This is a genomic window from Vibrio sabulosilitoris (assembly GCF_055391395.1).
In genome coordinates this window covers 1552629-1567781 of record NZ_AP029600.1, presented here as the reverse complement: position 1 = coordinate 1567781, position 15153 = coordinate 1552629, and the positions used below count along the sequence as shown (strand labels likewise).

Genomic DNA, 15153 nt, shown 5'->3' with positions numbered 1-15153 from the left:
CAGAATCAAGAAGTTAGTGGCCAGTTAAGAATCCAGACTGCTCGGGCGAACTTCAGATAATGTCCCTCATAATTTTGTCTCCGCTTCCGCCCTTATCCTTTTAGATTATTATGACGTGCGCCTAGCTATGCAACTCACGAAAGTTGGTTTTCAAGTTCCACTTCAAGGTTGAAACCAGAACGAATCATCAGATAGGAAGGCTTGCTGTTGATTGCCCTTGTGAGGGTGCCTATATCACCGATAAAGATTGTGGCAACTTTCGAGCGTGTTAGTGCAGTGTAAATCATGCTGTTCTCGACAAATGATGTGGAGGTAGACGTAGGCAAAAGCACTATAGTGTAGGCAAACTCTGAGCCTTGAGTTCTATGAAATGTTATACCGTAGGAATGTACTAACCCGGTATCAAAACATGCACTCTCATCAATATAAACAGTTTTTTCAGCGAATTGGCAGACGAGTTTCTTTTTTGCATCTTCACCTATATCTTCTTGATCAAAGACAATGTCAGTGATTGTCGCGATGTCTCCGTTGTACAGATTAAGCAGGGCGTAGTTTTTTGTGACGATAACACGATCCCCCTTGGTAAACCCCCATAAAGGATCAGAGTCAGCATTGTTGTCTCGCTCATTTGCTATGAAGTGGGCGTTGACGCTCGTGGTGGATAGTGGGTTATTTGCATTAGAATAAGGGGTGATTACTTGAGAGCTATCTAATCTCAAATTTTTGGATAATGAATATGCATTTGAAATGATCTGAGAGTCATCAACTTGCAGGTAATACACACCAGCTTGACCCGAAAACGAACTCAATTCGGTTAGGATACTGAGTGGATCATTGGAAAATTCTCTTACTTCGTCATCCCACTCGGTTTTCATACTATGACCTATGGTTCTTACAAGCCTCGCCACATCTCTAATTGGATTATCTACCCCTTGTCTGTGAACACGTCTCAGTTCGCAGTATGGCACTGTGTGATGATTTGATGTCCCAAGGTTTACAAGGTGCTGCCAAACTATACCAAAGCCAATAGGAGCGATTTGAGCAATGTCTCCTACCATCGAAATGCTGTATTTCTCAAAATGCTTTTCAAACAGGGATATAAACTCTACAGCCAGTGATAGATCTAACATTGAGGATTCGTCAAACACAATCAACGGGTTGTCGTTAATTTGTATCGCATTCTTAATATTAGGATTTTGAACGGTTAGCTCGACTTGACGTATTAGACCTCTGACGGTGTAACAACAGACCTCGTCCTCTCCACCACCGAATAGGCTAGTGAATGTTTTTCGGATTACACACATTCGTTCCAGTTCGTCATTGATACGTTTTTTTGCTATACCCGCAACCGCTACAAAATATGATGGTCGGTTTAGGCGGTTACAGACGTACTTAATACATGCCATAGAAGTACTCTTACCTGTACCTCCTTCCCCTTGGGCGACTGAAAGGTCATTGGTCAACGCGTTGTAGGCGAGTGTTTTCTGTTCTTCGGTAAGGTTAAATCCGTTAATTTTAAATGAGTACTCATCAAACTCATTAATCAAGGTGAGGATGCGTCTATGGGATGATTTAGTGTCCTTAGAAGAAACTATTTTTGCTGCCATTGCTTTTTCGACGATACTCTCAAGGTTCGCTAGACCGACACCCTGATAGTCGCCTCTACTGGTTTTGCATAGGGCACTTAGCGAAAGCCCCGTGTTAATCGCTACATCGACCAAACTTTCACCAATCAACGCTGATAGTGCTATTTTAAATTTTTCTTCACTTATAGCTGTATGGTTTTGCTTTAGTGCTCGATACACGATGTAGTCAATTGCACCAATCAACCTAACCGGGGAGTCATCTGGAATACTAATTTGAATGGTCTTTCTCAGTCTTTCAGCAACCCCCCACGTATTATTGAATCGGCTACCCATGCGGATAGGGGCATAGGGATTACTGGTTAATAAACGCTTTGTATCGCGGCCCAGCAGCCTGATTAGTCTATGTGCCGTACGTTTGTCATAACCAGCCTGAACGATGAACTCGATGGACTCAAACTCAGCCTTCAGATTCTGGTATGCTGTTAAAAACGCTAAACCTCGTTCGGTGCTGTCAAATGCATCCACAAGAGCAGCTAGGTTGTTGTGCTTTAGTTCATTTAGGAACTGCCTTGCTGACCCAGCCCTTTCGATGGCTTTTCGAATACGGGACTCTCCACACCCTATACCTCTAAATTCTGGATGTCTGAAGAAAAGCCGTTTAGTAAGGGATGGCAACTCATACTGGCGTAATGCTCGCTCAAAGAGCCTTAAGTCGCCCTCTATATCATCAAAAGCGGCTAAAACTAACCGACCTGCAATAGCGGAATACTGTGACCGATAATTAATCAGTACTTTTGAGTTCGCACATGAAAACTCCCATACTTCAGCTTCGCAAGGCTCCCTGTAAGCGAGCTCTTTTCTGAAAAAAACAGACAATCGTTTGTTGGTAGCAGTGCAATTACCATACACAATATATGCGTTCAGCAAGGTACGTACACTGGTAACTAGTAATCTAAGCTCGGTCAAATGTTCTTCCCCCGCTGAGGATAGAATTTTTAACCTGCTCTGCATGGCACCTCATATGGTCGTCCACAGCTTGTTTTGAGGCGGCTAATTTCAGTTCCAAATCATGTATCCGTGCTTCCTGCTCAATCACTAGTTTCTGAAGTGTTTCAATTCGAGCATTGAGAGTTACAATTAGAGTACCTTGTTCATTTATATCGCGTGCCTGACCCAAAAGTTGTTCATCTCGTTTTTTATCAGTGATGGATCTTGTCTGGGAAGACTCAATACCAATATTTTTTATATCTTGAGGCAGTGCATTTCTAATCTGAGTGTTTTTGTACAAGGTTGCACGATCCTTAAACGCACACCATGTAGCAAACTTACTGGCATTAATGCCTAGGTCATTCGTACCACGTTCGTCGCGCGGAAACCTAATTTGCTTCTCGCGCATCTGTCCAATGATGTTCTTGTAGCATTCGACGTACAGGGCAGATTTGGCTGTACCACGCAAACACTCTTGCTCAGGCGTCAACCTTATTGGTTCGATTTTCATAATTACCTTCAGTCCCTCGGGGGAGGTGTGTTGCGTTTTTGCCATGCTAGATATGGCAGCGTTTGTTCAGAATTGACTATGGTTTCACCAAAATATTCGATTCGTCCATCTGGCATAAAATCTAAACCCACATCACCATTGTCTAGAATTCTAGCTAGTGCTCGACACAGTTTCTCGATGTCGATATCAGCCTGTCTAGCATCAGTTGCATCTTGTAGTGTTAACTGCTTTTGAGATGCATTTGATATAGCAAGTTCAGCCTGTAACAGGTCATTTTTTAGTTTTTTTACCTCGTTGTTAAGAAGGCTAATTCTAGACTCGTATCTAGCTTGAAGGTGTGTCCAATTTTTAGGTTTCGGTTGTGCTAGTGAATCTAGTGTGTTGGTACTTGGCGCGATTTTTAACAAAGCTGTCTCTAGGTAGCCTCGGTAGTATCCCCCGCTGTTTTCAGCCTTCAGCAAAGTGGAATACGCAACTCCAGTGTCTCGATGCAGTTTTCTTGCAAGCTGATTCATACTGGAAATATCCGTCCTGAGGCTTGGCGTGTTAATGTATGTATCTAGTGTTTTAACAACCAAATCAATACGCTTTCTCAGAGATTCTGCTCTTACGTTTTCTTTAACCATTAGCTGTTAAAGCCTCCATTACCGTATTTTGCAAGGGGCTTCTCTTGAGAGTTGGCGGCGATAGTTCATTGTCGATTACTTGTAGGATTTGCTCCTTGGTAATTATTTTTGCGTCCAACATGCTCATTATTGGGGACATAATGTGCCGTGGATCTAGAGAGTCACTCACAAAACAGGCTTCAACTTCTCTCATCACATCCTTAGAAGCATTTTTAGATTCTAGTAAAATCCGTTTCTCAATTTTTGCTACGGTTTTTGCAACTTCAGGACTGTTCAAGGACGGAATGTCACTCATGTTAGTCACATGATCCAGAAATAACTCAGGCACAGACTGGCTGAGTTTCTTGCATGATATTGTTGTGGACAATAGGCGCGGGGCAGGGACAATAAATCTACTAGTATGTTTTTTGTTCAATAATCTAACCCTCGTTTGCTCAATAATGTGCAGAGCTGTCTGCCAACCCAATAGTTCACTCTGTAAAATTGATTGCTCTCTCTTCAGTTGAGCTATCTCAATTTTATGTACAGTTGCATCATCAACCTTGCTACGGTTTAGTCTGATTATGGCGGTTACGTTGGCCTTTAGATCTAACTCATAGCGCTGAACCATACGTGAAATAGATATTAGGTTATCAATATGGCAGATCTTAATTCGGCAGACACCACATCGTTGATAACCACCATTTTCAGTGATTATTTTTGATGTGCACTCCATGTTATGTATACAAATATGGGTGGGTGCAAATGCGATTAGTGACAACGGTGTGGACTCAACAAGATCCATGCCAGTTGGGTTAGTTATTTCATTACCTTCGTCATCAACAGTTACAATTGGAATGGATGTAAAGCCGTACACCATCATTGTTTCTCTGGGATTTTCCTGAAATGCTCCCTGTACATGGGTTTGAGAAACATCGTTGGTGCGCATACGAGAGGTATCGTTATTTGTTGGTTTGTGTACTTGCAAAGAATGGCCACTGCGGTACTCCAAGATCTTTCGTGCTCTTTCTTCGTCTGTCTCTTTGTTGTAGTAGACAGTTGAAAACACTTTTATCTGGCCGATATTCTTACGAACTGTTTCTAGCCCTATATAGCCAACCCGATGGCTGACATATGTGGTTCGAGTTGAATGCGGAGTTAGTAGTGCTAATAACTTAACTCTATGTCCGTCGGCATCAAATTTGAGCTTTTCATTTTTACCTGAGACCTTAGCTCGCTTAACGAACTCGCTATCAGCGGTGATTAACCGTTCTACTGTCTGAGATGTCATGGAGCCAGTTTCGGATAGAGGCACCATTTTAACAAACTCACACCTATCTATCGTATTAGTGAATGAACTATTGATAACCCCCTGAGAAATAGATAGGAATATCCGCCATACATCACTCCATGCTGTTTCTGTAAACGCTTCACCGGATGCGTTCCTAAAAAGTACATCGATTTCTCTACCGTCATTGTTATAGTTTATTAGGTGGTCAATATCAGTTCTCAAATCCTGAAATTGCCTTTCGGCTCGGAGCATTGATATAACATCAAGGTGAGAGATCGCTTTCCATGGCTGCCGTCTACTTTTGTCGGTGCTAACCAATAGTTGAACAAGGTCCTCAGTCACATATTGGTCAAAATACCTTTTGTCCAAATAGCGGATATGTTTGTGACGTATCCCCTGTTCTAGTGCAACAATAATGCCTCTGATCGGTCCGAGCAATGGAGCCACTATTTGCGTGTCTTCGATGTCTATCGTTCCAAAATTAGTCATTGAAAATGGATTACCGATGATCTTGGACGTGTTATCTAAACGAACATAGGCATCTGTCAGTTCATCATTAACGTACCAAACGATTGGAGAAAACCCAGCGCATACATGAGAATTAATCTCACGTTTAAGTGCCATCGTATTGTTCTCACCCACACGTATTACATCTTGGTAATGCTCCAACGGTACTGCCCAATAAAATGCATCAGCAATCAGCTTCTTTTCGGCATTTACTGGAGAGTTGTGTTGATATTTCACTATGCCAGCAGGAGTTCTGATTTTGGGTCCTATTTCGATTAACCTGTATTGGTTGTCTGTATGGAAAGACATCGCAGGTCTAAAGCCCAGCAAATTATAATCGTAACCCTCTAAAACCCGCTCTTGGAGGTAGGCACCGTACATTTCTAACGTGTAGGCCACGCTCAACGATACTGCGTATTCAGGTCTGGTAAATACGCGCTTAACCGATTCGGTCAGGGTGCCTAGTTGGATACCATTGTTAGCTTTGTGCCAGTGGTTAGTAAATTCAGTTGGTAACAGCAGCTTACCTGTTGAACTAATATGGTCTTCATCAAAAGCAAAATTAACCTCTACGGAGTCTAGAGCGGTTTTTACCCACGTAGCCACGGAGGCAGACTTATGCAGCAAAAACTCCCCTAATGTACGGGGCCATTGATCAGTATCGATATCTTGATTCGAATAGGAGCGAATTACAAATGTCTCTCTATCTAACTCTTTGAATGTTGCAGGTGTAGAGATACATCCTTCTATAGACTGTTCTTGAAACATTTCGCACCAACATGATACATATGCAAGATATTGATAAATAACATTCCAGCCCCATTTAGCGTTGGAGAATGATGGTTTAGTAACAGAATTCAGATGTTTGTCTTTGTACATGTTCCATGCGTTGTAGTCAGGCTCATCTATAATCCCGAGAGAGTAAAACTTTTGGGTCGCTTTATAATCATTATCAGCAAAAAACTCGAATAGCATCTGCTCATCCTGCTCGTAAATGACCTCGTCGAAATTGAAATCTATTGCGGAATTTAATAGCAATAGTTCAGCCCTATAGGCTCTGGTAACGCTATGTGTGTGGCCTGTTAACGAATCTTTTTTGTGACAGCCTAGTTTAGTAGCAGCAGTCCTGAATGTTTCGAACGCCGTTTTAGCTAGCTTGAATGGCTTGGTGTCATTAGACAACTCTTTCAACAATATTGCATCGTGCGGATTTGTGGAATCATACGTGTCATATAGGCAAAATAGGCGAACTAGGTCGTCGTAGCAGTCTATGCTAATGTCGCCGGGGGACTTTAATGTGCTACAGTATAGAATGCTAGAACACTTTCTATAGTATTTTCCACCCTCGTATTTAATGAGATTAAACTCCAACGTTGGAGCACTCTGAATGTCAGTCAGTACCTGCGTGAACTCAACTTTCAGTTGTTCACAATAATTTTCAGATGCGCCAAACATTGGCGGTTTAGAACGATGGTTACTAGTTTTGAACTTAGTAAACTCATCAAATTTGTTGGTATTTAGCTCAAAATCCACGGTAATTGGGAGAACCACTAATCCCTCTCGCCATAGTCTGATTAAAATCAACCTCGAATACAGTATTACCGTGTTGTAAACATTTTTACTGATTTGCTCTGGTTGAATACCAATAGATAGAAATAGTATTTCTACTTGCTTCAGGAACTCCAAGGCCCCATGATACCTTTTATGTTCAGGCTTTCGTGCATCGCTTTTTCTGGTTGAAAAATTACCCGCACTAGCGGTTAGGGACGCGATTTTGAGCAATATATCGGTGTTCGAGATATTTTCTGCTATTTCACATATTACACAGCGTACGTCGGCCTTGCCTGTGCTCAGATTTGAACTGCGATTCAATATATCCATTTCTGGCACAGAAAACTTTTTATCTACACCGACATTCGAGAAGAATTCCTCAACCTTAGTCATGAGTTGAAGCGCAATTTGATTACAGCGCTTATTCGCCGTTTCGATACCCAAGGGGTAATAGGCTGAACCTGATGTATTAAATATCATTATTATGTCCCTTCAATCGCAATAGCATCTTGTCGATTTTTTTAGCCTCTGCTAAATGCAATTGTTTTTGCTTTAGCAGTTTAGCTGTCTGCTCATCTAGGTTCAGGCGTGTGATATCACGAGACAAATTATGTTCCTGACTCAGTTTCTCTGAGTCGTCTCTTTTATAATTTATGGTGCTGGTGTAATTGACATGACCTATCAGACTTCGGACATCCTCTGCGTCATAACCAAATATCAGTTTTTCATCCTTTGTTAGGCGAGGGCATTCGTAATGGAGGTAATAGACGAGTGCATGCCGGGCAAAATGCGGCCCATGGAGTGCTTTTTTTGAGATACCTATTTCCATTAGTGCTTTTTTAAAACGTTTTACGATATTTGAGTGGCTACGTTTTTCATCGGCACGCTGAGTTAGGATAAATGGACGCCCCCTGTTCGAGTTCTTTTCGTACGTAAACAAAAAATCGTGGCTATCATCCGTGACAGCCGTTGATAGGAGTTTATCCAGTGACTCCCAAAAAATTTCCTCAGCTATGCCAAATAGGTAGACCTCATCGTTTAGGGTTTTGCGGCCTTTCCATGCATCGCACAATTTAACCTCCTCTGAGGTCAAACCGCGCTTTGATACATTTGAGGTCAGGAAGATTCTACGGTTTGTGAAATCGACATGCCTCAATTGTAATAGCAGTGCCTCGCTGATTCGTAACCCACTCGCGAATAGAAGAGCGTATAGGGTTCGGTCACGATCAGACAGTGATTTCAGCTCAAGAAACTGTTTAATCTGTTCCTGTGTTATGGCAACTATGTCCTTAATTGTAGAGTCATCAGAAGGAAGACGAGAAAATATTTGATTTTTCTGTGCCTGAATATTGTGTGCACCGAGGATACCTCCAAGAGCTGTATGATTTTGCCAATATATTTTTTGTGAGAGTGATATTTCCGTGGAGTTCCAAACCTGTTCGAACAGAGGCTGATATTGGGAATGTGATGGCGACACTCCCATAGCACGGCAGAGTCTAGTATGTGCTGCTCTCGCATAGCGTTCAGAGATCTTAATATAGTGCTCAACTGCATTTAAATGAATATTGACTGAGTTGTTACTCAGTTTTGGGCGGTAATTATCCATTAGCGCTCTGATTGTCTCTATTTCAAGAGTGACGTTACTAGGTAATTCTCGTTGGATGTACTCTGGATAACCCATGATCGCCCTATAGGCATGGCTCAATGATAAGGGAGTCTCAGAACCCATGACTCCTGCCTCATGGAGAAAATCGATAAATTTAATGACAGGAGTTCGATACGAGTTGAGTGTGTTTGCACTTAGGTTTGATTTTTTGGTAGTAGTCTCTTTGAGGCGAACTATCTCCTTCTCATATGCCCGGAACTCTTCAACCTCAGAATTATCACTAATCCTATAAAGGTGATGAGAGGTCGTTTCGATTACCTGAGAATTGATAGTCGTTGTTTGTCGTTTTTTCTCGTACCTAACATTTTTCAGATTCATGAGAGTCCATCACTTCCCTAAAGTTGACACATTTACACAATAAGTTGTTGTTATATAAGAATCAAAAGTATTATTTGTTACATGTTTATGGTGAGAGCTAGGTCATATAATACATAACGGTCAAACGCCATTTGTCACCTTTGGTTTTGGCCTAGGGACCACTTGGGAATCGCGCCTGATCCAGCAATCAATCCTGAAAAACCGTATTGCCGGTCTGGGTAAGAACAAGAAAACCGCGGTATTCCCTAAGCTTGTGTTTGCAATTAAAGATGGTCTTAACCATAAGCCTGCAGATGCCAACTACGACATCAAGCAGCTGGCGCTGGAGTGTGCTTCCAAGCGTATGTACCCAGATATCCTAAACTATGACAAAGTGGTTGAGGTAACTGGCTCGTTCAAGACGCCAATGGGTTGTCGTAGTTTCCTAAACACCTTTGAAGAGAACGGTGAGCTGGTACACGAAGGACGTAATAACCTTGGTGTTGTGAGCCTCAACTTGCCGCGCATTGCTCTGCAAGCGCAAGGTAGTGTTGAGAAGTTCTACCAAATACTAGATAGCAAGTTGGTGGTTGCTCGTCGTGCTCTTGAGACTCGTATTACGCGCCTTGAAAACGTTAAGGCTCGTGTTGCGCCGATCCTTTACATGGAAGGTGCTTGTGGTGTGCGTCTAAACGCTAACGACTCGATCGCAGAGATCTTCAAAAACGGTCGTGCATCGATTTCTCTGGGATACATCGGTATCCATGAGACGATTACCGCGCTAATGGGCACAGAAGTCCACATGTACGATGACCAAGCCATGCGCGAAGAAGGCCTGAAGATCATCAAGCACCTCAAAGCAGCAGTGAGCACTTGGGCAGAAGAGACCGGCTATGCATTTAGCCTGTACGGCACGCCAAGTGAGAACCTATGTAGTCGTTTCTGCCGTATTGATACCAAAGAGTTTGGTGTGATTAGCGGCGTAACAGACAAGGGTTACTACACCAACAGTTTCCACCTTGATGTGCAGAAGAAGGTTAATCCGTACGATAAGATCGACTTTGAGATGCCTTACCCAGAGATCTCAAGCGGTGGCTTTATCTGTTACGGCGAATTCCCGAACATGCAGAAGAACATCGAAGCGCTGGAGAATGTGTGGGATTACAGCTACTCGCGCGTTCCTTATTACGGCACCAATACGCCAATTGATGAGTGTTATGAGTGTGGTTTTAACGGTGAGTTTGATACCACTAGTAAGGGATTCACCTGTCCAAAGTGTGGTAACCACGATTCGACTAAGGTTTCGGTTACGCGCCGGGTATGTGGTTACCTAGGTAGCCCTGATGCTCGCCCGTTTAACTTTGGTAAGCAAGAAGAAGTGAAGCGTCGCGTTAAGCACCTGTAAGCCAAGTTTGCCAGGCGATTATTTACACAAAATAGTTGCCTTGCGGCTAAATAATGAGCAAAATACCGGCCTCGCGTGAGGTCGGTGTTGTTTCTGCTAGCGCCTCATGGCTTTGTCTCACTGAGCTAATCCTATCCCCAACCGATGCAGTTAATGGTAACGAAATGAATTATCACCAATATTATCCAATTGATGTGGTCAATGGACCCGGTACGCGTTGCACCTTATTTGTTTCGGGCTGTGTTCATCAGTGTCGCGGATGCTACAACCAATCGACGCAAAGCCTCAACTCTGGCGTACCATTTACCCAGCAAGCGGAAGACCAGATTATTGCTGATCTCAAAGATGAGCGTATCAAGCGCCGCGGTTTGTCACTCTCTGGTGGTGATCCACTCCATCCAGCTAATATCAACGATATCTTGCGTATCGTGAAGCGAGTGAAAAGCGAATGTCCAGACAAAGATATCTGGGTTTGGACAGGCTATAAACTCGATGAGTTAGATGAGCACCAGCAGCAGGTGCTGCCGTTTATTGATACCCTGATTGACGGAAAGTTTGAGCAAGAAAAAGCTGACCCAAGCCTAGATTGGCGCGGCTCAAGTAACCAAATCATCCACACATTTACATTGTAAAATACAGGGTCGAGGGGCGGGGCCGCTTCGCTTCGCTTCGAGTAGCGAGTGGTTGGTTGGAAAGTGAACTGCAACGGCGCTCAACCAAACCAGATGAACCCCTCGTACCTGTAGGGCGGAGCCCGTCCTCGAAACTCGCTCCTTATTATTTCGGTTTGGACTTTTGTTTCACTACCGGTGGCTGCTTTCAAAGTAAACGGATTTATACCTAATGACAAAAAAGGAACTTTTAATGAGTGGAGAAACCGATCTCAAGCAACTTTTGGCCAGTTTACAGCCTGAACTCGGAGACGAGGATTATGTATTCTGTGTGCTAGATAGCCAAGCCGGAGTTGAGGCTGATATTCAGCCGCTCGCGACCTTTAGAGAAGCAGAGGGCATCACTTGGGTGTTGAGTCAGACTGAGGCTGATACCGCTGAGCTAGCTTATCAGGGTGTGTTCAAGCGCATTACCTTAACTGTGCACTCGAGTCTCGAGGCCGTTGGATTGACAGCGGCCGTAGCATCGGTGCTGGCCGAGCATGGTATCAGTGCCAACGTGATTGCGGCCTACTACCATGACCATGTGTTTGTGCCTAAAGCCAAGGCGCAGCAGGCTTTGGCCCTACTCAGTGCCTTGTCCAAAGATGCGCTTACGTAAGCGTAACCTCAGCAAGTTTGGTGTTGGTTTTGAGTTTGAACTTGCTCAGTTGCACCATAAATAGCTCAGCACAAGCCAAGGCATCGCTGGCAGCGGAGTGGGCATTATAGTCGGGCAGATGGTAGTGCTGGCGCAGATCATTGAGCTGGTAGCTGGCATGCGAGCGAGTACGACCCGCATAGCTGTGGCGCTTTTCAAGCTCGATGGTATCGATAAAGTGGCAGGGTAGCGCATTGAGCCCGAAAGCATGATCAAGGAGTGCGTGAAGGAAATCGCGCTCGATAGTGGCGCAGTGAGCGATCACCACTTTGCCTTTAATCTGCTCCAGTAGCCAATTAAGTGCTTCAATGGCAGGCAGACCGTCTTTGAGTTGGTTAGCGGTGATCTCGTTAACTTGCGCGCTCTCATGCTTTACAAATTGACCATGGCTCAGGTAGCACTCTGCGCTACTGGCGAGATCAATCTCGCTGGTGGTGAAATGAACGAGACCTATCGATAGAATTTGATCGTGGCTTGGATCTAACCTAGTCGTCTCAAAATCTAATGCAACGAACTGCTGCTGATCGAGTTCTTCACCCAACAATGGCTGCGGGGTTTGCAGGTAATCGGTAAGCGCGCGACTCCATTCTGGTTGAATGGTCGTCGCTATGCGACGCTTTTCCTGACAAGGTGGCTTGAGCTTAGTGAACCAACGCTTGAACATCTCTTAGCTCCCCTTCACAAACTTGAGTTTTGCTGCATCTTGCAGCTCGCTGATGATCTTAAAGGCTTCTTTTAAGTGCTTACGCTCAAAGCTACTGAATTGGTCTGGGCTGATATGGTTATTAGGCTCGTTGCCTGCCAATATCGCGCTGAGCTGATGGCGAAACCGGACATGGGTAATAAAACGAAACGCACCGATGATGTTTTCACAGCCCTCATGAGAAAGCGTGCCTTGTTCTGCGGCGTAGCGAAAGCGCTCTTCAGTCCCGGTGATAGAGCCACCGGCTGAGAGACTAAAAATACGCGCTAGGTCGATGATTAAGTTAAGCGCAAACTTTTTAATATTGAGGGTATTGCTGTTTTTGCCTTCTTTTTCCAGTACCAGACTATTAAAGATCCCCAGTGGTGGCTGAGTCTCTATCGCATCGCGGGTTAATGCTGCTATAAAACGTGGGTTTTTATGAATACAGTCATGCATATAGCTTTGAATGTGTTCAACCAGCTCACCGTTGCCATGGATGGCTCGAACCTCCAAAAACACACTGATGCTCAGTAGTCGATTGTATTCCGGGCTCAAGACCCATTTTTGGTAGTACTCTTTCCAACGCGAGACGGGTTGGCACCACTTGGCAGAGGCCGCCATGTATTTACCATCGCACAATGGGTAACCACAGGCGGCGAGCCCATTACAAACGCGCATCGCAAGGTGGGTAAAATACATCTGCTCATCAGAGCTGACCTCTCTAGCAAGCACGATAGCACTATCTTGGTCCGATAGCATGTGGACTTCATTGCGTGCGTGAGAACCAGCGACCATCCATGCGTAGTCACACGGGGGAGGACCAAGTAACTCTTCAGTGAGGTGAATTAAGCGGCGGGTAAAGGCGTCCATGATCATCGACATTACCTGTCCCTGGATTTCGGCACTAATACCACTCTCTACCAGCGCCTGAAAGATGGTTTGTTTCTCTTCTTTTAGGGCAACTAAGGCATCAAGGGAGTCTGCATACTTGATTTTTTCAATCAAGAACAGCGATTGAGTCTTATGGTTGTGCACCAGGTGAGTGGTGGTCAAGAGCCCTGATACTTTGCCGTTCTTTTAGCACCGGAAGGCAGCGAACGTTGTATTGCAGCATTAAAGATATCGCCTGAATGACCTTGTCCTCGGCATTGACCAAGATTGGCGAGGCATTCATTACCTCAGCAATTGGTGCCGTGGTCGGGATCTCCGCGGCAATCACATTGCGGGTCATATCCCGGTCGGTGACCATGCCGACAATCTCGTTATCGCGCATCACCACCGCGCACGAACTACGCTGCTTACCACACATGATTTTAGCCACTGATTTGATCGACTCTTGACTGTCTACAATGGCAATATTACGGCTTGCAACTTCACCGATCTGACGAAAGAACAGGCTCTTATCTTCTTTACGCACAGCGCTGTTAACCGCAGAGCTTAATCTGACGTTTGCTGCTGCCGCAAAGAAATCGGCAAATTCTGGGTGCTGCTCGCAGACACGCACCAATACCTGATGCGGGATCAGATACAGCAGTGAGTCCTCAATTGCTTGAGCTTGGTAACCATTCTCGGTTTTCTTTAGAGGCTCAAGAAAGGTAAAGCCAAACTGATCATCTGCGCCCAAGCGAGCACGTAGCTGACCACTCTGGGTTCGCTGCTCGATGGCGCCGGTGCGGATGATATACAGATAACGCATATTGCACAGAGAGCTGAAGGTGATGGTTTCTCCCTCAGCTAGGTACTTTACCACTACAGCGTTAGAGAGCGATTCAACAATATCACTAGGCAGTTTGTCGAAAGGGTCGAGGCGGTTGAGAAAATCGCGAATGTTTGGTGTGACAGATGAACCCATTAGAACTCCAAATTAAAACACTGTTTCATATAGAAAAATAGTGGTAAAAAAAGCAGCACCGAATGCTGCTTGTACACTTGGTATTAGTTTCTACTGTACTGGGTAGTTTTTATAACCCAGTTTCTCAGAGATATTACGACCCGCTTTGTGCAGCAAGCCGATGTAGTAAGACATGCGCTTTTCATCAAAACGAATCGTCGGGAATGAGATAGATACCCCGGCAATCACACTACCAAAGCGATCATAGATAGGGGCGGCTAGGCAGCGGAGCCCCGGCTCTTGCTCTTCGTTGTCCTCACCGTAGTGTTGCTCACGGACGATTGCTAGCTCAGCCTGCAATTGATCAGCATTTTCATGGGTGCGGTCGGTACTTTTGACAAAATCGATACGAGAAAGGGTGTCACGTACAAGGTTTTCGTCACGCTCAGCCAGCAGGACTTTACCAATCGCCGTGGTGTGAAGTGGATTGCGGCGTCCAACGCGGGAATGCATGCGCAGATTATAGTTTGAGTCGATTTTGTGGATGTAGATCATCGCATCATCATCAAATGCGCCCAAGTGCAAGGCTTCGTTGGTTTGCTCTGCAATGACTTTCATCTCTTTGTCTGCCAGCTCAATAAGGTCGACATACTCGAGCGATTTCGCGCCAAGCTCGAATAAGCGTAACGTCAGAGAGTACTTATCCGCCTCACCGTCTTGAGAGACATAGCCTAATGTTTTCATCGTTTGTAGAAAGCGATAGGTGGTCGCTTTCGACATCATTAGACGCTGTGATAGTTCAGAAACCCCAATTTCCTTTTGCTCACTTAACGCTTGCAAGATGTTAAAGACCTTGAGCACCGAAGAAACGGCTTCCGGCTGCGTTGATTTTTCCATGTTTAAACCTTTGTTAGCTCTGC

The 15153-nt window shown here is 44.5% G+C and carries 9 protein-coding genes and 2 pseudogenes; 3 read left to right on the top strand and 8 right to left on the bottom strand.

Annotated elements, in window-relative coordinates; genetic code table 11:
• Positions 1 to 134 precede the first annotated feature (134 nt).
• The 5 genes from ACZ5R2_RS22520 to ACZ5R2_RS22500 are packed head-to-tail and all read right to left on the bottom strand — an operon-like array spanning position 135 to position 9022.
• Complete coding sequence (locus tag ACZ5R2_RS22520; RefSeq protein WP_464902412.1) at positions 135 to 2597, bottom strand: AAA family ATPase; 2463 nt, start codon at positions 2595 to 2597, stop codon at positions 135 to 137.
• A complete protein-coding gene (locus ACZ5R2_RS22515) occupies positions 2539 to 3084 on the bottom strand; it encodes a hypothetical protein (RefSeq protein ID WP_464902413.1) in 546 nt (181 codons plus the stop codon). Before ACZ5R2_RS22515 ends, ACZ5R2_RS22520 begins: the two co-directional genes overlap by 59 nt.
• 8 nt (positions 3085 to 3092) lie before the next feature.
• Positions 3093 to 3710 carry a hypothetical protein gene (locus ACZ5R2_RS22510; protein ID WP_464902414.1) on the bottom strand — a complete coding sequence of 206 codons (618 nt, stop codon included), beginning with the start codon at positions 3708 to 3710 and terminating at the stop codon, positions 3093 to 3095.
• Positions 3703 to 7518 (bottom strand): hypothetical protein, encoded by a 3816-nt coding sequence (locus ACZ5R2_RS22505; protein WP_464902415.1) that lies wholly within the window; start codon positions 7516 to 7518, stop codon positions 3703 to 3705. Before ACZ5R2_RS22505 ends, ACZ5R2_RS22510 begins: the two co-directional genes overlap by 8 nt.
• Entirely contained in the window at positions 7508 to 9022 is a 1515-nt protein-coding gene (locus tag ACZ5R2_RS22500; RefSeq protein ID WP_464902416.1) for a tyrosine-type recombinase/integrase, read from the bottom strand. The genes ACZ5R2_RS22505 and ACZ5R2_RS22500 overlap by 11 nt, the downstream gene beginning before the upstream one ends.
• Before the next feature lie 115 nt (positions 9023 to 9137).
• Here ACZ5R2_RS22500 and nrdD point away from each other — a divergent pair.
• From nrdD to ACZ5R2_RS22485, 3 genes and pseudogenes are all read left to right on the top strand, one after another.
• Positions 9138 to 10406: pseudogene (gene nrdD / locus ACZ5R2_RS22495) on the top strand (anaerobic ribonucleoside-triphosphate reductase); the annotation flags it as partial.
• Between the two features lie 164 nt (positions 10407 to 10570).
• Positions 10571 to 11038 (top strand): anaerobic ribonucleoside-triphosphate reductase-activating protein, encoded by a 468-nt coding sequence (nrdG, locus tag ACZ5R2_RS22490; RefSeq protein ID WP_464903687.1) that lies wholly within the window; start codon positions 10571 to 10573, stop codon positions 11036 to 11038.
• 232 nt (positions 11039 to 11270) lie between these two features.
• Entirely contained in the window at positions 11271 to 11678 is a 408-nt protein-coding gene (locus ACZ5R2_RS22485; RefSeq protein ID WP_464902417.1) for an ACT domain-containing protein, read from the top strand.
• Here ACZ5R2_RS22485 and ACZ5R2_RS22480 read toward each other — a convergent pair.
• The 3 genes and pseudogenes from ACZ5R2_RS22480 to kdgR form a co-directional block, all read right to left on the bottom strand.
• Positions 11671 to 12381, bottom strand: a complete 711-nt coding sequence (locus ACZ5R2_RS22480) for a 3'-5' exonuclease (protein ID WP_464902418.1) — start codon at positions 12379 to 12381, stop codon at positions 11671 to 11673. The genes ACZ5R2_RS22485 and ACZ5R2_RS22480 overlap by 8 nt on opposite strands.
• Positions 12382 to 12384: 3 nt before the next feature.
• Positions 12385 to 14254, bottom strand: a pseudogene (locus ACZ5R2_RS22475) (DUF294 nucleotidyltransferase-like domain-containing protein).
• Positions 14255 to 14344: 90 nt separating this feature from the next.
• Positions 14345 to 15130 carry a DNA-binding transcriptional regulator KdgR gene (gene kdgR, locus ACZ5R2_RS22470; protein ID WP_464902419.1) on the bottom strand — a complete coding sequence of 262 codons (786 nt, stop codon included), beginning with the start codon at positions 15128 to 15130 and terminating at the stop codon, positions 14345 to 14347.
• Positions 15131 to 15153: the final 23 nt, after the last annotated feature.

Coding starts and splice junctions, on each gene's coding strand:
- ACZ5R2_RS22520 (WP_464902412.1), bottom strand. CDS start 2,597: ATGCAGAGCAGGTTAAAAATTCTATCCTCAGCGGGGGAAGAACATTTG.
- ACZ5R2_RS22515 (WP_464902413.1), bottom strand. CDS start 3,084: ATGAAAATCGAACCAATAAGGTTGACGCCTGAGCAAGAGTGTTTGCGT.
- ACZ5R2_RS22510 (WP_464902414.1), bottom strand. CDS start 3,710: ATGGTTAAAGAAAACGTAAGAGCAGAATCTCTGAGAAAGCGTATTGAT.
- ACZ5R2_RS22505 (WP_464902415.1), bottom strand. CDS start 7,518: ATGATATTTAATACATCAGGTTCAGCCTATTACCCCTTGGGTATCGAA.
- ACZ5R2_RS22500 (WP_464902416.1), bottom strand. CDS start 9,022: ATGAATCTGAAAAATGTTAGGTACGAGAAAAAACGACAAACAACGACT.
- nrdG (WP_464903687.1), top strand. CDS start 10,571: ATGAATTATCACCAATATTATCCAATTGATGTGGTCAATGGACCCGGT.
- ACZ5R2_RS22485 (WP_464902417.1), top strand. CDS start 11,271: ATGAGTGGAGAAACCGATCTCAAGCAACTTTTGGCCAGTTTACAGCCT.
- ACZ5R2_RS22480 (WP_464902418.1), bottom strand. CDS start 12,381: ATGTTCAAGCGTTGGTTCACTAAGCTCAAGCCACCTTGTCAGGAAAAG.
- kdgR (WP_464902419.1), bottom strand. CDS start 15,130: ATGGAAAAATCAACGCAGCCGGAAGCCGTTTCTTCGGTGCTCAAGGTC.